This window comes from Candidatus Manganitrophaceae bacterium (assembly GCA_016200325.1).
In the GTDB taxonomy this organism is placed as follows: Bacteria; Nitrospirota; Nitrospiria; order SBBL01; family Manganitrophaceae; genus Manganitrophus.
This window is the reverse complement of sequence record JACQEZ010000011.1, coordinates 426145-442505: the sequence shown is the minus strand read 5'-3', so window position 1 is coordinate 442505 and position 16361 is coordinate 426145. Positions and strand designations below refer to the sequence as shown.

16 protein-coding genes are annotated in these 16361 nt (G+C 54.4%); 10 read left to right on the top strand and 6 right to left on the bottom strand.

What is annotated here, in order from left to right; translation table 11 throughout:
* The first annotated feature begins 132 nt into the window (after positions 1–132).
* The 7 genes from msrB to HY282_09950 all read left to right on the top strand — a co-directional run bounded on the left by msrB (position 133) and on the right by HY282_09950 (position 7581).
* The gene (gene msrB / locus HY282_09980) at positions 133–537 is read left to right on the top strand and encodes a peptide-methionine (R)-S-oxide reductase MsrB (protein MBI3804075.1); all 405 of its coding nucleotides are present in this window, start codon (positions 133–135) and stop codon (positions 535–537) included.
* Entirely contained in the window at positions 534–1043 is a 510-nt protein-coding gene (locus HY282_09975) for a GNAT family N-acetyltransferase (protein ID MBI3804074.1), read from the top strand. Before msrB ends, HY282_09975 begins: the two co-directional genes overlap by 4 nt.
* Positions 1043–1864, top strand: a complete 822-nt coding sequence (locus tag HY282_09970) for an NAD(P)-dependent oxidoreductase (protein MBI3804073.1) — start codon at positions 1043–1045, stop codon at positions 1862–1864. Before HY282_09975 ends, HY282_09970 begins: the two co-directional genes overlap by 1 nt.
* 214 nt (positions 1865–2078) lie before the next feature.
* Complete coding sequence (locus tag HY282_09965) at positions 2079–4964, top strand: PAS domain S-box protein (protein ID MBI3804072.1); 2886 nt, start codon at positions 2079–2081, stop codon at positions 4962–4964.
* Positions 4965–5061: 97 nt separating this feature from the next.
* Positions 5062–5352 carry a GIY-YIG nuclease family protein gene (locus tag HY282_09960; GenBank protein MBI3804071.1) on the top strand — a complete coding sequence of 97 codons (291 nt, stop codon included), beginning with the start codon at positions 5062–5064 and terminating at the stop codon, positions 5350–5352.
* 140 nt (positions 5353–5492) lie between these two features.
* Positions 5493–6770, top strand: a complete 1278-nt coding sequence (locus HY282_09955) for a M48 family metallopeptidase (protein ID MBI3804070.1) — start codon at positions 5493–5495, stop codon at positions 6768–6770.
* Positions 6771–6888: 118 nt separating this feature from the next.
* Positions 6889–7581 (top strand): HAD family phosphatase, encoded by a 693-nt coding sequence (locus tag HY282_09950; GenBank protein MBI3804069.1) that lies wholly within the window; start codon positions 6889–6891, stop codon positions 7579–7581.
* Positions 7582–7620: 39 nt separating this feature from the next.
* On the opposite strand, the gene HY282_09945 is transcribed toward HY282_09950, so the two are convergent.
* A complete protein-coding gene (locus HY282_09945; protein MBI3804068.1) occupies positions 7621–8187 on the bottom strand; it encodes a hypothetical protein in 567 nt (188 codons plus the stop codon).
* Positions 8188–8604: 417 nt separating this feature from the next.
* On the opposite strand from HY282_09945, the gene HY282_09940 reads away from it, so the two are divergent.
* Complete coding sequence (locus HY282_09940) at positions 8605–9207, top strand: peptidylprolyl isomerase (protein ID MBI3804067.1); 603 nt, start codon at positions 8605–8607, stop codon at positions 9205–9207.
* A gap of 67 nt (positions 9208–9274) precedes the next feature.
* Here HY282_09940 and glgC read toward each other — a convergent pair whose 3' ends face one another.
* Positions 9275–10501, bottom strand: coding sequence for a glucose-1-phosphate adenylyltransferase (gene glgC, locus HY282_09935; protein ID MBI3804066.1), 1227 nt, complete (start codon positions 10499–10501; stop codon positions 9275–9277).
* A 156-nt stretch (positions 10502–10657) separates the two neighbouring features.
* Here glgC and HY282_09930 point away from each other — a divergent pair, with 156 nt between their 5' ends.
* Together HY282_09930 and HY282_09925 are read left to right on the top strand one after the other, a co-directional pair.
* A complete protein-coding gene (locus HY282_09930) occupies positions 10658–11497 on the top strand; it encodes an MBL fold metallo-hydrolase (GenBank protein MBI3804065.1) in 840 nt (279 codons plus the stop codon).
* 212 nt (positions 11498–11709) lie between these two features.
* Positions 11710–12411, top strand: coding sequence for a methyltransferase domain-containing protein (locus tag HY282_09925; GenBank protein ID MBI3804064.1), 702 nt, complete (start codon positions 11710–11712; stop codon positions 12409–12411).
* A gap of 15 nt (positions 12412–12426) precedes the next feature.
* Here HY282_09925 and HY282_09920 read toward each other — a convergent pair whose 3' ends face one another.
* From HY282_09920 to HY282_09905, 4 genes are all read right to left on the bottom strand, one after another.
* Positions 12427–13071: a hypothetical protein gene (locus HY282_09920; protein MBI3804063.1), complete on the bottom strand. Its 645-nt coding sequence runs from the start codon at positions 13069–13071 to the stop codon at positions 12427–12429.
* Positions 13072–13118: 47 nt separating this feature from the next.
* Complete coding sequence (locus HY282_09915; protein ID MBI3804062.1) at positions 13119–15011, bottom strand: DUF4105 domain-containing protein; 1893 nt, start codon at positions 15009–15011, stop codon at positions 13119–13121.
* A 165-nt stretch (positions 15012–15176) separates the two neighbouring features.
* Positions 15177–15665 carry a DUF3015 family protein gene (locus tag HY282_09910; GenBank protein ID MBI3804061.1) on the bottom strand — a complete coding sequence of 163 codons (489 nt, stop codon included), beginning with the start codon at positions 15663–15665 and terminating at the stop codon, positions 15177–15179.
* An 89-nt stretch (positions 15666–15754) separates the two neighbouring features.
* Positions 15755–16252: a DUF3015 family protein gene (locus HY282_09905; GenBank protein ID MBI3804060.1), complete on the bottom strand. Its 498-nt coding sequence runs from the start codon at positions 16250–16252 to the stop codon at positions 15755–15757.
* Positions 16253–16361: the final 109 nt, after the last annotated feature.

Below are 16361 nucleotides of genomic sequence, written 5' to 3'. Positions count from 1 at the left end.
GGGGAAGGCCTTCCTCCTCGGATCGGATAAGGGGGCCGACCGAGGCACAACCGCATCGAAACGTTTGACCCCCTGCGCGATTCGGACTATCATAAATGGAGCCATCGAAGCAGAAAGGAAAGGAGTCGATTGATGAAAAAGAAAGTGACCAAAACCGAAGCAGAGTGGAAAAAGGAGCTCACCCCGGAGCAATACCGGGTGACACGAGAGAAGGGGACCGAGCGGGCGTTTACCGGAGAGTACTACAACAGCAAGGAAGAAGGCGTTTTTCGCTGCGTCTGCTGCGGGAACGCCCTCTTCAGCGCCGAGAAAAAGTATGAATCGGGAACCGGCTGGCCAAGCTTTTGGGAGCCGATTTCGGCGGAAGGAATCCAAACCGAGGAAGACCGCAGCCACGGCATGCGGCGCGTGGAAGTGATGTGCGCCTCCTGCGAAGCGCATCTGGGCCACCTCTTTCCGGACGGTCCTGCGCCGACCGGGCTGCGCTACTGTATTAACTCCGCCGCGTTGAAGCTTGAGAAAGAAGAGAAGAAATGATCGAAGACCTTCTGATTCGGCCCGCAACCGAGCGGGATGCGCCGTCGCTCGTCGCATTTAACCATGCGATGGCGAAGGAGACGGAGGGACGCGAGCTGACGATTGAAGTGCTCTGCGCCGGGGTCGCCTCCCTCTTGAAGCAGCCGCAGTACGGCTTCTACCTCGTCGTCGAAACAGACGGCGTCGTGATCGGCGGCCTGCTGGTGACGTATGAATGGAGTGATTGGAGGAACGGCCTCTTCTGGTGGATCCAGAGCGTCTACGTCTCGCCGCCCCACCGGGGGAAAGGGGTCTACAAAAGGCTCTATGCGGAGGTCCGGCGTCGGGCCGCGGCGCAGGGGAATGTCTGCGGCTTCCGGCTCTATGTCGAGAAGGAAAATCATCGCGCACAGCAGACCTATCGCACGCTTGGGATGAGAGAGACCGATTACCGGATTTTCGAGGCGACGATCGGCGAGGCGGGAGAGGCGCGGGCGCGGTGCGAGGTGGAGGTGATAGACCGGTGATGTCCGGCTTAAAGGGAAAAACCATCGTCATTACCGGCGGGAGCCGCGGGATCGGAAAGGCGATCGGTCTGCGGGCGGCGCGCGATGGTGCAAACATTATCCTTCTGGCGAAAACAGTTGCATCGACCGAGCGGCTTCCCGGCACAGTCTTCAGCGCCGCGGAGGAGATGATCGCCGCCGGCGGACGAGCGCTCGCCTGTCCCACCGACATTCGGTCCGAAGAGCAAGTCGCCTCGGCCATTAAAAAAGGGGTGGAGACTTTCGGCGGAATCGACATCTTGGTCAATAACGCGAGCGCCTTGGGGCTGACCGGGACGTTGCAGACTCCGATGAAGCGTTTCGATCTGATGCAACAGGTGAACGTCCGCGGGACATTTCTCTGCGCACAGGCGGCCCTGCCGCATCTGGTCCGATCGGCCAATCCGCATATCCTCACCCTCGCCCCGCCGTTGAATTTAGATCCGAAATGGTTTGCGCCGCACCTTGCTTACTCCCTCTCTAAATTCGGGATGAGTCTCTGCACCCTGGGGCTGGCCGAGGAGTTCAAAGCAAACGGGGTCGCCGTCAATGCCCTTTGGCCGCGCACCGCCATTGCGACCGCCGCGGTCAAAAACCTGCTGGGAGGGGACGCCGCGCTCCGGGGCTGCCGCTCCCCCGAAATCATGGCCGATGCCGCTCACGTTGTTCTGACGCGACCCAGCCGCGACTACAGCGGGAACTTCTTTGTCGATGAGGATCTGCTCCGTGTGACCGGGATCACCGATTTCGACCGCTATGCAATCTCCCCGGGCGCCCCGCTCCTTCCCGATTTCTTCGTTTAGCTTTCACCCGAGAGATTCGCCGAAGCGCTGCATCGAGGAAAAGGTCGGCATGGTTTCACAGCCTGTCTGTATATTGCCATTATATTGATTGACCTATTTTTTAGTGTTATGATGGCCTCCTTCCATAGAATCATTTACCGTAAGCTATGTCCAGTATATTAGGGTGCTCTGACGATTCATCGGGCACAAGAAACAGGAGAGGCGCTGGGAAGGAATGGACGAGTCGGAACGGCGGGTCAAGGAACGGCCGGAAGAGCTGGTCGACATCACTCAGACACTCCGAGAGAAAAATGCCGAGCGGAGAGCGTCGGAGGAGACGCGCCGACGGTTCGAGTTCTCGATGGAGCATGCGCCGGATGCCGTCTTTTTTATGACCCGCGAGGCCGGCTTTTCCTATGTCAATCGGCAGGCGTGCCGCTCGCTCGGCTATACCCGCGACGAACTGCTCCGTCTAAAGGTCTGGGACATCGATCCGATCTATCCGAGAGAGCGGTGGGAGCGGGTTTGGAAACAAGAACAACAAGAGGAGGTCGATACGGTCCTCCTCGAAACGTTGCATCGCCGAAAAGATGGAACCCTCTTCCCGGTGGAGGTCTCCGCAGAGCACCTCCGTCTTGGAGAATATGAGTTTCATGTCGCTTTCGCCCGCGATATCACGGCACGAAAGCGGGCCGAAGAGGCGTTGCGGGAAGCCGAGACACGGCTTCGGCTGGCCCTCCAGGCGGGGCGAATCGGAATATGGGATTGGAGTATCGCAACCGGTCAGCTCGTCTGGTCCCGCGGCCACGAGGAGTTATGGGGTTTTCCGGCCGGAGCCTTCAAGGGGACCTATGCGGAATTCGAGGAACGCTTACACCCGGAAGACCGCGCGGAGCTGAATCGAGTTCTGGCGGAGGCGATTGCGGCGCGCCGGATGTTTCGTCACGAATTTCGGATCGTCTGGCCCGACGGCAGCGTGCATTGGATCGCCGGCCAAGGAGAACCGTTCTTCGACGACACCGGAAATCCGGTGCGAATGATCGGCGTCGCAAGAGACATCACCGAGCAGCGGCGGGCCGAAGAGGAGGTCCATCTCCTTCGGACCATCTCCCTGGCGGTCAGCGAATCGCCGAACCTCGCCACCGCCCTCTGCGTGATGATGGAGAAAATTTGCGAGGCGACCGGATGGGAGATCGGACAGGCCTGGATCCCGCAGCCCGACGGAAACGCGCTCGCCTGCAGCCCCGTTTGGTATCGGCGGGAGCGAACCGGTCGATTCGAAAAGCTCCGGATCACCAGCAAGGAGACGATTCTTCACCCGGGAGAGGGGCTCCCGGGGGCCGCTTTCTCCTCAAAACAGCCGATCTGGGTGCGGGACCTGTCGAAGGCGGAGCGCTGCCTCCGGGCGCAGATCGCCGGCGAGGCCGGGCTCAAATCGGGATTTGCCGTTCCGGTCTTGGCCGGCGATCAGGTGATGGCGGTCCTGGAATGGTATGTCTCGGCGTCACGCGAAGAAGATGAGCGGCTGATCCGACTCGTCTCCACGCTCGCCTCCCAGTTAGGGGTGGTGATCGGACGAAAGCGATCGGAAGAGGCGCTGGCGGCGGAGAAGACCCGGTTGACGGTGACCCTCCGCTCGATCTGCGACGGGGTCATCACGACCGATACGGCGGGAAAGATCGTTTTAATGAACCAGGTCGCCGAAGGACTCACCGGAACGGCTCAAGAAGAGGCGTTCGGTCAACCGCTCCATCAGGTCTTTTCCACCATCGACGAAAAGAGCAGACAGCCGCTGGAAAATCCGGTGACCCGGGCGCTGGAGACCGGCGCCACGGTCACCCCGCCGAACCCGACGATTTTAATCTCCCGGGACGGAACGGAGCGGATCATTTCCGACAGCGCCGCCCCGATTCGGGATCAACAAGGAGAGATCATCGGCGTGGTGCTGGTCTTCCGGAACATCACCGATGAGAAAAAGAAGGAAGAGGACCTCCTCCGGATCAGCAAGCTCGAGGCGGTCGGTCTGCTCGCCGGCGGCATCGCGCACGACTTCAACAATATTCTGACCGCCATCTTGGGGAATCTCTCCTTAATCAAGATGGAGCTCGATCCGGTCCATCCCCTCTATCGGCGCGTCGAAGATGCCGAGACCGCCTCTTTGCGGGCGCGCGATCTCTCCTACCAGCTGCTGACCTTTTCAAAGGGCGGGACCCCGATCAAGAAGACCCTCGCGATAAAACCCCTTCTGGAACACTCGATTCAATTTGCACTCCGGGGATCGAATGTCCGTCCGGAGTTTTTCATATCAGAAGCGCTCTGGCCGGTCGATATCGATGAAGGGCAGATCAGCCAGGTCCTCAACAATTTGGCCATCAATGCGCAACAGGCGATGCCGGAGGGGGGGCCGCTCCATATTAGAGCCGAGAACTATGTCGCAACCAAAACCCAGAAGCGGCTTCCGATCCCGGCCGGGCGATATATCCATCTCTCCATCCAAGACTTCGGGGTGGGGATTAAGCGCGAGCACCTCGACAAAATCTTCGATCCTTATTTTACAACCAAGCAGCAGGGAAACGGATTCGGCCTCTCCACCTCTTGCTCGATCGTCAAAAAGCATCATGGGCATATGACGGTCCACTCCAAAGTGGGAAAGGGATCGACCTTTTCAATCTATCTGCCGGCCTCCTCAAAAAAGATGGAAGCATCGGCGACGGCGGAGATACCGCGTCGGGGGAAAGGAAAAATCTTGGTCATGGACGATGATGAGGCGATCCGAAAGGTGGCGGGGGAGATGCTGGGATTCCTCGGATATGACGCCGGCTTCGCCGAAGACGAAAAAGAGGCGAACCTTCGCTACCGGGAGGCGATGGAGTCGGGTCGGCCGTTTGATCTGGTCATCATGGATTTGACGATTCCGGGAAAAACGGGAGGGAGAGAGGCGCTTCAGAAGTTACTCGAAATCGACCCCGAGGTCAAAGCGATTGTCTCGAGCGGCTACTCCAACGATCCGATTATGGCCGCCTATACCCGATATGGGTTTAAAGGGGTCATCGCAAAACCGTACAAAATGGAAGATTTGAGCAAAACGCTTCAAAAAGTGATTGCCAATCAATCCAAATAAGATCGCTTTTCTTTAAACATGCCGCGTTGCGCATTTACCGGTTTCAAAAGCAGGAAGCACGTTGGCCAAAAATAAGGCTGGCCCCTTGGACCAAGGGATGCCGTCTGATTCACCCTGGCGGGTCTATATCGTGGAATGCAGCGACGGCTCGCTCTATACCGGAATCACCAACAACCTCGACCGCCGTCTCCGCCAGCACAATACAGGCCGCGCCTCCCGCTACACCCGCAGCCGACTGCCGGTGACCCTTCTTTATGAAGCCTCTTGCACAAGCCGATCCGATGCGTTGATTCAAGAGGGAAAGATCAAAGCGCTGTCTCGGGCCGAAAAAAAAGCGTTGATCGTCGAGAGGAAGCGCCGACGTCCCCTTCGGAAGCCGGAGAGGTAGTTTCGGGACATGGCCGCGTTTCGGATCTTCTTCGCCCGATCTGGTCAGAAACCGGGGCTTCCGAGGGTCACGTCATTCATTTATAATGAGACGGAGCGTCCTTTTCACTCGGCCCAATCCTTTTCCCCCTGGGGTGATTGATGAACCTCTATAGCATCATCATTTTTTTAACCCTTTTGATCGATTATGGGTTAAACCTCCTCGCCGATTTCCTGAACCTCAGGGCGATGCAGACCGAATTGCCGCGGGAGTTTCAAGGGACCTACGATCCGGAGGCCTATCGTCGATCGCAGGAATACACCCGGGTGACGACGCGGTTCGGAATCATCACCGCCACGGTGAACCTGATTGCACTGCTCGCCTTCTGGTTCATCGGCGGGTTCAATCTCCTCGACCGGGCGGTCCGGGCTGCCGGATTCGGCCCGATCTTCACCGGTCTGATCTACATTGGGTTGTTGATTTTGCTGCGCGGACTCCTCTCCCTTCCCTTCCGGGTCTACGGGACCTTTGTGATCGAGGAGCGATTCGGCTTCAATAAGATGACGCCGGCCCTCTTTTTCAAAGATCTCCTGAAGGGGCTGGCGTTGGGGATTGTTTTGGGCGCGCCGCTGCTGGCGGGGCTCCTCGCCTTCTTTCAATATGCGGGAGCGGCCGCCTGGATGTATGCCTGGATTGCAACGACCCTCTTTCTCCTCTTCGTCCAATTTATCGCCCCCACCTGGATCATGCCGATCTTTAACAAGTTCACGCCGCTCGGTGAGGGGGAGCTGCGGGAGCAGATTCTCTCCTACGCCCGGTCGGTTCATTTTCCGGTTGAGCAGATCTTCGTGATCGACGGCTCGCGCCGCTCCAGCAAGGCAAACGCCTTCTTCAGCGGTTTTGGCCGGCATCAGCGAATCGCCCTCTTCGATACCTTGATTGCAAAGCAGACGGTTCCGGAGCTGGTTGCGGTCCTCGCGCATGAGATCGGCCACTACAAGAAACGTCACATCGTTCAGGGGATGGCGCTCGGCATCCTCCAGACGGGGGTGATGCTCTTCCTGCTGTCGATCTTTATCAGCCACACCGGCCTCTATGATGCGTTTTATATGCAGGCGCGGTCGGTCTATGCAGGGCTGGTCTTCTTCGGCCTCCTCTTCACCCCGATCGAGTCGATCCTCTCGGTCTTCGTCCAGGCGTTCTCCCGGAAAAATGAGTATGAGGCCGACCGGTTTGCCGCCGAGACCTTTGAGCAGCCGGAGGCGATGGTCAGCGCGTTAAAGAAGCTTGCGGTCAATCACCTCTCCAACCTGACCCCCCATCCGCTCCATGTGATCCTCAACGACTCTCACCCGCCCATTCTCGATCGGATCAAGGCGATCCGGCAGGCGACGACGTCCCCGGCCGCGGAGAGGCTCACCCGACGCGCCGAGACCTAGCAAGATCGAATGCAACAATCCCCTTCGCACCCCTTCTCCTCTACGGATCGGAATCGCCTAAAAAAGCTTGATCTCCTCCGCCGCTTTCTTTATCCTTAGGCTTTTTTAAAGGAGTCTTATGTTGAAAGCGATTATTTTTGACTGCGACGGGGTGATCGTCGACAGCGAGCCGCACCATATGAGAGCGCTCCAGCAGATCCTGCAGGAAGAGGGGATCTCCCTTTCCCAGGAAGAGTATTATTCAAAATACCTCGCGATGGATGACAAAGGCTGCTTTGAGACCGCCTTCTCCGCGCACCAACGTCCGATCGACAACAAAATCCTCAAAGGTTTAATCATCCGAAAGATGGCCCTCTACCGGACCCTCTCGCAGCAGGCGCTCTATCTCTATCCGGGGGTGGTGGAGTTTGTGAGGAAGGCGGAGGGGGCCTATCGGCTGGCGATCGCCTCCGGGGCGTTTCGCGGCGAGATCAAATTTGCGCTTGATAAAGGCGGAATGCGGTCGGCTTTTCCGGTTATTGTGAGCGCCCAGGATGTCAAAAACGGCAAGCCGCATCCGGAGGCCTTCCTCACCGCCCTGGCAAAACTGAATGAGCGGCCGCCGGTGCCGAATCCGCCGATCGCACCGAGCGAGTGTGTGGTGATCGAAGATTCCTTACATGGGGTGGCGGCGGCCCGCTTGGCCGGGATGCGATGCCTTGCGGTCACCAACTCTTATTCCCGGGAGAAGCTGGAGGGAAAAGCGGATCGGATTGTAATGAGCCTTACAGAGATTGAGCCGAAGGAGCTCGAAAAGTTCTGCCAGGAGTAGTGGCCACTGGTTTTCTTAATACACAGCCGTACGGCGGGCTTATTTTCGTTTCGTTTTGGTATTATGGTTCTGGTTCGGCGGGCGGATCGGGATGACGTCGGCCTGGGTATCGCCCTCGATGTCGAAGCTGAGCCGGACCAGCGGAAAGGGGCGCATCTCTTTCCACTCACGCGCCCTCAGCTTGTTCTCTTCCAGAGCCATCATAAAGCAGGCACGCTTATTTTGATAGTCGATGTCTTTCGTCACCTTCGCAGGAAGCCGCTGCTCTAGTTCGAGAAAAGAGGTAAAGAGGCGGAATGCGTCATTCAGCGAGAGCTCTGCTTTCGCCTGATGGTAGAGATCATCCATTTTGTAATCTCTGAGCAGATCTTTCATCGAAATCTGTCCCATCCGATAATGAAAATCGTCTTTTTTGATTTCCAACTCGAAATTATTGATCGATTCGTGAAGCTCCGGATCGCCGGCCCATTTTTCCTTGATCTCTTCAAAAAATGAATACATATCAATGACGGCGCTGAGAGGGAATTCCACCTTCACATCGCTTGGAGCAGCCCCCTTTTTCTCCATTTTTCTTCCTTTCAAGGTGAACGTCAATAATCGTTTCATACGCGACAGATCCGTTGATGTGTTTTTTATTCTACTTGATATCACACATAAAATACTAGCCCCTCGGTCAAATTCGTTGAGTCGGAGTAGCCCCCCGCCGCCTCATTTCTGTATATTTGATCTTTACAATGTTTTTTCATCTTTTTGGGCTTTAACTAAACCGAGATCTGCGCGTTTCGGTCGCCATCTTATATCTTCCAGTCTCGGCCCCATTGGATCTCTTGCAGCAGCCCTCTCCCTAGGGTTCTTCATTGAACACGCAATGCCCGCGGCGAGGGGCCCCTCTCTACATCGAGCGCTCGGCATCAGGGCCGGACTTGATTTCTCTCGGCTTGCCCTTGACTCCCCTCGGCTTGCCAACGACGCCGAGTTATATTAAGATCACCCGATTATTCACGCTGACACAAGGAGGTTTGAATGCAGCTGCTTCTCTGGACATTTGGTTTTGTCATTATCGGTCTTTCCCTGATTCCCTCCGCTTCCGCCGAGGAGAAGAAGCTCCCTGCTGGCGTTTATGCCGTGGTGGAGACATCGCAAGGAACGATGACGATACAGCTCTTCGAGAAGGAGGCGCCGAAGACGGTCGCCAATTTCGTCGGGCTGGCCGAGGGGACGAAAGAGTGGACCGATCCGAAGACGAAGCAAAAGGTCAAACGGCCGCTCTATGACGGCCTTGTTTTCCATCGGGTGATTCCCGGCTTCATGATCCAGGGAGGCGATCCGCTGGGGAATGGAACAGGCGGCCCCGGCTATAAATTTGAGGACGAATTCTCGCCGAATTTAAAATTCGATCAGCCGGGCCGGCTGGCGATGGCGAATTCCGGACCGAGCACCAACGGAAGTCAGTTCTTCATTACCGATGGGACAACCGATTGGCTCAACAACCGCCATACGATCTTCGGCCAAGTGATTGAAGGGCAGGATGTGGTCAAGAAGATCGCCAACACCGCGCGCGATGAGCGGGACCGCCCCAAAACCGACGTCGTCATCAAGAAAATTCAGATCGTCCGATCGAAATAATGAAAGCGGCCGGGGAGGCACGGGATCGAACCTGTGATTTCTCCCCGGCTCCCTCTTTTTCACCGTTCTAGAATTGATATTCCTTTGGAACCACGACGATCCCCCCTTCCGAGAGGGTGAAGCCTCGGCTGCGGTCACGATCCTGGTCGCAGCCGATCGTTTCTCCCGATGGAATCCGGACCCCTTTGTCGATGATACAGCGCCTCAGCCGCGCCCCTTCTCCGACATGGACCCCTTCAAAGAGGATTGCATCCTCAATGATCGTCCGTGATTCCACCCAGACGTTCGGCGAGAGGATGGAGTGGATCACCTTGGCGCCGATGATGACATCCCCGCCGCCGAGCATGGTGTTGACAACCGAGCCGACCTCCCCGGACGAACCGGGGGCCATCCGGGCGGCGGGGTACTGACCATGATAGGTTCGAATCCCCCAGTCTTGCTGATAAAGGTCGATCGGGGGGACCGGATCGAGCAGATCCATGTTGGCCTGGTAGTAGGCATCGAGCGTTCCGACATCGCGCCAGTAGCCGTCGCGGGTCACCCGCCCCTCCTTGCCACCGAAGCCGTAGGCGCCGACGGTGAGCGTATTGATGATCCGCGGCAGGATGTTTTTTCCGAAGTCATGGCCCGAGGAGACATCTCCGTTATCTTGGGCCAAGACCTTGAGAAGAACGGGGAGACTAAAAACGTAAACGCCCATGGAAGCGAGCGCCCGCTGGGAATCGCCCGGCATGGTGGGGGGGGCCGCCGATTTTTCGACAAAATGCCGGATGCGCAGGTCGTCATCGACCTCCATCACTCCGAACGCGTGCGCTTCGGAGATCGGCACCGGCATGCAGGCGACGGTCACATCTAATTTACGGCGCACATGCTCTTCGAGCATCCAGGCGTAATCCATTCGATAAATATGATCGCCGGCGAGTACTAGGACATATTCGGCGCCGCTTCGCTCCAATAAAAAGCGATTTTGATTGATCGCGTCGGCCGTTCCGGCATACCATCCCTCTCCCATCCGCATCTGAGCCGGGACGGCGGTGATGAACTCGCCGATCTCCGGAATAAAGATCGACCAGCCGTCCCGCAGATGCTTATGGAGCGAGTGCGATTTGTACTGGGTGAGGATCAAGATCCGGCGCAGGCCGGCGTGAAGACAATTTGAGAGGGTAAAATCGATAATCCGGTAGATTCCGCCGAACGGAACCGCCGGTTTTGCCCGGTCGGCGGTAAGTGGGTGAAGACGCGAGCCAACCCCGCCGGCCAGGACGATCGACAATGTCTTGTTGACAATCTGCATGGCGCCTCAATCTGCGTTTGAGGAGAAGTAGGGGTTACCGCCAGAGTCTATGCGAAATGAATGAAAATTTCAATCGGAAAAAGAAATTCACCGCCGCTCGCTTGGATCATTGACACCACCGGACCACCTCCTGTATGTTCAAGGCGAGGAGAAGTGATGCTGGAAGATACCTTCGCCGACATTATCGGCAAAGCCCGTTTTGGGAAGGAGAGGTCTCTTGCAGTCGTGGCCCGGCAAGCGGCACTTTCCGAGGAGCGCTTGACTGCGTTGGAAGGAGGGGCTTCGCCGACGGAAGAGGAGGTCGCGCAGCTCTCTTCCGCGTTGTCGCTCGATTCCCGAAAGCTCGGCGTCCTCGCCCGGTCCGAGTGGGAGCCGCAGCCGCAGCCGCCGATCCCGATGATCCGATGGATCGACGGACGGATCGGTAATTATCCTGTAAACGGTTATCTTTTTGTCGATCCGGTCCGGCGTGAGGCCGCTCTTTTCGACACCGGCTACAGCCCGGATCAGCTCCTTGCCCTTTTGGAGCGGGAAGGGGTGCGCCTGGTCGCCCTCTGTATTACGCATACCCATGCCGACCATATCGGCGGCGCCGATGTCATCCACGAAGCGACGGGGGCGCCGATCTATCTTCATCCGGATGAATTTCCTGCGGGGAAACGCCCGCCGAAAGGCGTTCTCTTTCTGGAGGAGAAGAGGGAGATCCCGGTCGGCCGATTCCAGATCGGCCATCGAAGCAGCCCGGGGCATACCCCGGGAGGAACCACCTTTTTCATCGAAGGGGGGGAAGGACTAAACGGACCGATTGCGTTTGTCGGCGACGCCCTCTTTGCCGGATCGCTCGGCCGCGCAGAATCTCCCCGAACCTATCCACTCTTGCTTCAATCGGTTCAGAAGGCGATTCTCTCGCTCCCGAAGGAGACCCGCCTCTTTCCCGGCCATGGACCGGCGACCACGGTGGAAGAGGAGCGGCAGCACAACCCGTTCTTCTCTTAAGACGGATGATTCGAAATGAAAATATGGGGAGTTCTACCGGGTTGTTCAAGCGTCGGGATCAGACCCCATCGCAACCGTCTTTCTTTCAGGGGAATGAATCAGTTACAATTAGCTTGATTATTATGAACTTTTTTCTTAGAATCCATCCGACGTCCCGAATCTCCATCCTGGTATCACTCGTCGTGCCACATGTCACTTAGGAGAATTCTCAAATGGATGCGAAAAGTATCGAGCGGGCTTATACTGTCTTTTCCGGCTTCTATGATCTTGTCTTTGGAAAATGGTTTCACCAATCGCGTGCGGACGCCATTCAGCTTTTAAATATCCGGGGAAGCGATGCCATTCTGGAAGTCGGCGTCGGGACCGGACTCTCCCTTCCTTTTTATCCGAGGAACTGCAGGGTCACCGGGATCGACTTCTGCGAGCCGATGCTGGAGAAAGGGCGCCAGCGCGTGCGCCAATACCAGCTGAACCACATTCAACTGCTGAAAATGGACGCGATGAAGATGTCCTTTCCGGACAATTCGTTCGACGCCGTCTTCGCCGCCTATGTAATCACGGCGGTCCCCGATCCGCACCAGGTCATCTCCGAGATGATCCGCGTCTGCAAAGCGGGCGGAAAGATCGTTCTCCTCAACCACTTTAAGAACGGAAATCCGTTCATCTCCACCTGCGAAAAGGTGATTTCCCCCCTGACGAAAAAACTCGGTTTTCAGGCCGATCTGGACCTCACCACCCTGTTGAATGGGAAGCCTCTGGCAGTGGACAAAAAAAGAAGTGTCAAACCGCTGAACTACTGGAAGGTGGTTCAGTGCACCAACCGGAAGAGCGTCAACGGAAACGGAAACGGCAATGGGAATGTAAACGGAAACGGCGTCCACCCACCGGCTTATTCGGTGCTGAAAAGAGGATAGCTGAGGAGAGATTACTTATCGGAGAACTCTTGAAATAGAGCTGTTATAGAGAAGTCCTACTTCCTTCTGGTCAAAAATTCCATAGGCAAAAAGTTCGAATAAAAATGCCGCTTGGAAACTATAGGCCCCCTCCGGACCGTCGTCGCAGGCAGGCTCTTCTTCCAAATCGAGATCCGGCTGCGTCGCTGAAATCGTCCTAAACCCCTTCGGACATTTGACATGCGGATATCCCTTTCCATCGGAATGCCGCGCCTCATGGATTAGAAGATAGAGCCGCTCCAATGTGCCGAGCTTCGTAAAGAAGATATCACCAACCATGAAATCTCCCCCTCTCTGGTTCACGGCGACGGTCCAGCTATTGCCATACGAAACTTTTCGCATTCGGGTCAATAACCACTCTGCGATTTCTCTGCCGTGAAAGGAGATCCCAAATAATTCCTTGAAACGACTCAGCCGCCGATAGACCTTTTTATCAATCTTCAACTCGGACGACTCTAATGTTTTTAATTGATTAATAGTTAACTCCAGCGTCTGCTGTTGCTCCTCCGTGAGGTCCGATAATGTGATATGATGCTCCTCCCAATACGACTCTTTCGCATCGATAGAATTTGAATTGAGACAGAAGAATACGATCAGTAACAAAAGGGACCGGCTTAACATTTGGCTCTCACTAAATGAAGAGAACTTCTCGTTGCAAATATCATGAACTAGAAATAATAACTCACCATCACCACCCCCTCCCTCCAGCCGCTTGTCAGATTGAATTCAGCCCTGAGCTCTAAATTCTGGTTCAGCGCATATCTTTGGTTGACCGAAACAGCATAATAATCCGATCGGTCTCCCAGCGGGAAATTTAGATAGCTTCCGCTGATCTGAGCCCTCCAAGCTTCGGTGATGTCAATTAATGTCCCGACCGTCGGACCACCACCAAACCGGTAATCTTGATCGAGATGTCTCGATAGTTCCAATTCGACATCAATGAATGAATAGAGAAGAATCGACGAGAAAGGATTGGGACGATAAGTGATTCCGAGCCCATACTTCCCTTCGTATGTATTACAGTAACCGCAATGAAGGTCTTTGGGGGTATCCACTCCGAGACTCAGTCGCCATGAGATCTTTTTGAACAATGGATCATAAGGGGTTAATGAAACAATATCCAGCAGCTTAAAGCGCTCGAGCTTGGTTTTGTCTGATTCATTGTAATATCGAACCGTTGTCTCCAAGAACAAGATTTGAGAATCTTTACCAAAACCGACATCTTTGGCCAGAAGGTCATGATAAGCGGGTCTGATTGAGATCTCCTCGAACGTCTCTTTTTTATTCGCACCCTCTCCAAATCGAACCTGAGCGCTTCCATGTCCGAGCTCGGGCGGAGTAGAAAACGGAACGAGCTCGGGGGGATCGGTCCGGCGATAATCCAGTTTACTTCGTTCCAATAAGATCTTTCTTGTCTCTTTGTCGATCGATTCAGCCGTCCTTGTCTTTTTCATATTCTGGTATTGTGCATAATCTAAATAGGCGTCCAAGACCAAGGCCTTCGATGACACGCTGAGATTCCGGTAGTCTTCCTTATCAATCTGAGACGGATCTTTCGCCAGTCGATAAAACACCTCTTTCTCTTGTTCGGTCATTTGGAGACGCTTGTTATTCATTTGACTCAAGAGAGAAGGCCGGTATACCCTCTTTGCAATCAATGTATCGTAGGGGATCAATGCCTTGACCGTATCTCCTGGAATGACCTGGAAAAGGAACTGATCCGTTAAATGAAGATCGGGGTTTGCTACCTCTAATAATGAAAGAAGGTGATAGGAGCAGTTCTCTTGAAAATAATAATAATTGAAATAATTCCCGCCCAACTCCCAGAGATGGAGCAAAAGTGAGTTTATCTGATCTTCCGTGAAATTCAATTCATATTCCCAGAGGTCTCGACTCTCCAAATTGCTGTACTGCTGAACCTTGTAGTAGTAGGGAAAGACGGAGAAGGTCCCCTTGAATCCGCCGAAGACCCCTTTCAGCATATACATTAAAGCGTTCGTCGTGTCTGCGTTTGCGGCATAATTCACGCCGTAATTGAGGAGTTTCTGGTCCGCACCGATCCGTTTCCGATCGATTCGGAGGAGCGTATGGCCAAACATGGATGCCGGGTTGTTCATAAAATAGGTGGAGAAGACCAGGGTGATTCTTTCCGGATTGAGGTCTTTGAGCCACGTCTCCAATTGTTCGCATCGCTGTTCCGGAAGTTTCGCGGGATCAAATGAGAGTTGGGACTTCAGCCATTTGTAACGGGCGGCGAAATCACACTGAGGGTGTGACTGATTTGACCCGATTGTTTCCGACGTTTTAAAGAACGATTCCAAAGTCGCAATAAGCTCCGCCTGGGGATCGGATTTGCCGTACGGCGAATTGAAAAAGGCCGGAGCATCTTCTTGACTTTCAATCTTTCCGAAAGTGGTCTTTTTATAGTGGAGTAAAAGATGCCAGTATCGGTCTTGAGGGAGATTTTTTTGGAGGGCTTCTTTAATCAGAGTATTGAGATACGCATTTTGATCAGGACTCGCGCCGAAGATATTGGAGGCGAAGAGCCAGACGAGAATCATCAGCTGAATCACGATTATCTGTTTTGACATGCGCTTGCGCTATCTCCGAATCATGCAACGTGTAAAGGGATATCTTCTGATCGGAAATGGACAAAAAAAGGGATACGATCTCTCTTGGACATACCAAACAAAGCGATCGTATCCCCCTTTGAAGATAATAGCGGCTTAGTGGCTGCTACATGCAGTGGACAGTTCCTGATCCCGTGCGACCACCGCTTTTACAGCCGTTAACATTTCAGTCGGGCTGGTCGTGTCGCTGGCGTAAATTGCCCCATAATTTCGTTGTGCAGTGGCGTTAAATTGAGTCTGCTTGACGGAAGGACAACCGAGCATTCCCGCAAGGGTAGCGAGTTGTTCTCCCTCTCCCGTCGCCATTTCTTTGGCCAGACCAGAGAAATTGTGCGCCACAAACTTCTCCTGCTCTACCTGTGATACGTCAAACCCCTTTGCGTCACAGTTCGAAGTACCTGATGTAATTCCGAACCCTTGCGAATAAGTAGAGGCATTTGTCGTGGCGGCAAAAATCTGAACAAAACCAGGTGTGCTCCCGAAAATTAACGAGCCAAGCCCACAACCGGCCTCACCATATCCAGCGGCAAACACAGTCGGAGAAAACATTAAAATACCAACAATAGCCAACATCAACTTTTTCATTTGACACTCCTATACGATTCGGTTGTCAGACCAATTATGAAATCCAGGATGCTGAAGAGGCTTTCCTAGGATATTCCCCCTCATATATTTCAAATTTTTTGACAAGATGTGGCAAGTACCGGATCGTTGGACAAACCTTCTTTTAAGGAGGCCAACATTTCGGAAGGGGTATTTTGTTCACTCTTAAAAATAGAGTCGTAATTCTGCTTGGTAAAAGAGGCAAAGTTTTTTGTCTGCTCTGCCGAGCAACCCAACAATCCTGCCAGTGTATAGATATTTTCTCCCTCGCCGGACGCCATTTCTTTTGCGAGACCCTGATAATTGCTTTCTACGAACTGGGTCTGTTCCGCTTCAGCCATCACGATCCCAAGTTTCGAACATCCGGAAGTGCCCGAGGTCATTGCGAAGGTTTGATTCGAAGAGACGCCATTAAGAAGCCAGGCACCGAGCTGAGACAACTGATCATTCTGCTTAATTACTTTTCCACCCCATCCGCACCCTGCCGCTCCATAGCCAGCAGCAAGGGCAGAGGAAACAACTGTCAACGCAAGGACCATTGCAACCGCTATTACGGGAAGCTTTCTCATCAGTAACCTCCTCGATTATTATTCATCTTTGTGTCGCCAGATTTTTCGATCTTGGTCTCTGTATTCTGTAGGAAAGGTGGTTCCACCGGTATATACAGTAGGTGTCAAT

Bases quoted from the DNA above. Each gene is read 5' to 3' on its own strand.
- HY282_09925 (MBI3804064.1), top strand. From the start codon at position 11,710: ATGGATGCGAAAAGTATCGAGCGGGCTTATACTGTCTTTTCCGGCTTC.
- HY282_09960 (MBI3804071.1), top strand. From the start codon at position 5,062: ATGCCGTCTGATTCACCCTGGCGGGTCTATATCGTGGAATGCAGCGAC.
- msrB (MBI3804075.1), top strand. From the start codon at position 133: ATGAAAAAGAAAGTGACCAAAACCGAAGCAGAGTGGAAAAAGGAGCTC.
- HY282_09955 (MBI3804070.1), top strand. From the start codon at position 5,493: ATGAACCTCTATAGCATCATCATTTTTTTAACCCTTTTGATCGATTAT.
- HY282_09920 (MBI3804063.1), bottom strand. From the start codon at position 13,071: ATGTTAAGCCGGTCCCTTTTGTTACTGATCGTATTCTTCTGTCTCAAT.
- HY282_09915 (MBI3804062.1), bottom strand. From the start codon at position 15,011: ATGATTCTCGTCTGGCTCTTCGCCTCCAATATCTTCGGCGCGAGTCCT.
- HY282_09930 (MBI3804065.1), top strand. From the start codon at position 10,658: ATGCTGGAAGATACCTTCGCCGACATTATCGGCAAAGCCCGTTTTGGG.
- HY282_09950 (MBI3804069.1), top strand. From the start codon at position 6,889: ATGTTGAAAGCGATTATTTTTGACTGCGACGGGGTGATCGTCGACAGC.
- HY282_09970 (MBI3804073.1), top strand. From the start codon at position 1,043: ATGTCCGGCTTAAAGGGAAAAACCATCGTCATTACCGGCGGGAGCCGC.
- glgC (MBI3804066.1), bottom strand. From the start codon at position 10,501: ATGCAGATTGTCAACAAGACATTGTCGATCGTCCTGGCCGGCGGGGTT.
- HY282_09905 (MBI3804060.1), bottom strand. From the start codon at position 16,252: ATGAGAAAGCTTCCCGTAATAGCGGTTGCAATGGTCCTTGCGTTGACA.
- HY282_09975 (MBI3804074.1), top strand. From the start codon at position 534: ATGATCGAAGACCTTCTGATTCGGCCCGCAACCGAGCGGGATGCGCCG.
- HY282_09910 (MBI3804061.1), bottom strand. From the start codon at position 15,665: ATGAAAAAGTTGATGTTGGCTATTGTTGGTATTTTAATGTTTTCTCCG.
- HY282_09940 (MBI3804067.1), top strand. From the start codon at position 8,605: ATGCAGCTGCTTCTCTGGACATTTGGTTTTGTCATTATCGGTCTTTCC.
- HY282_09945 (MBI3804068.1), bottom strand. From the start codon at position 8,187: ATGAAACGATTATTGACGTTCACCTTGAAAGGAAGAAAAATGGAGAAA.
- HY282_09965 (MBI3804072.1), top strand. From the start codon at position 2,079: ATGGACGAGTCGGAACGGCGGGTCAAGGAACGGCCGGAAGAGCTGGTC.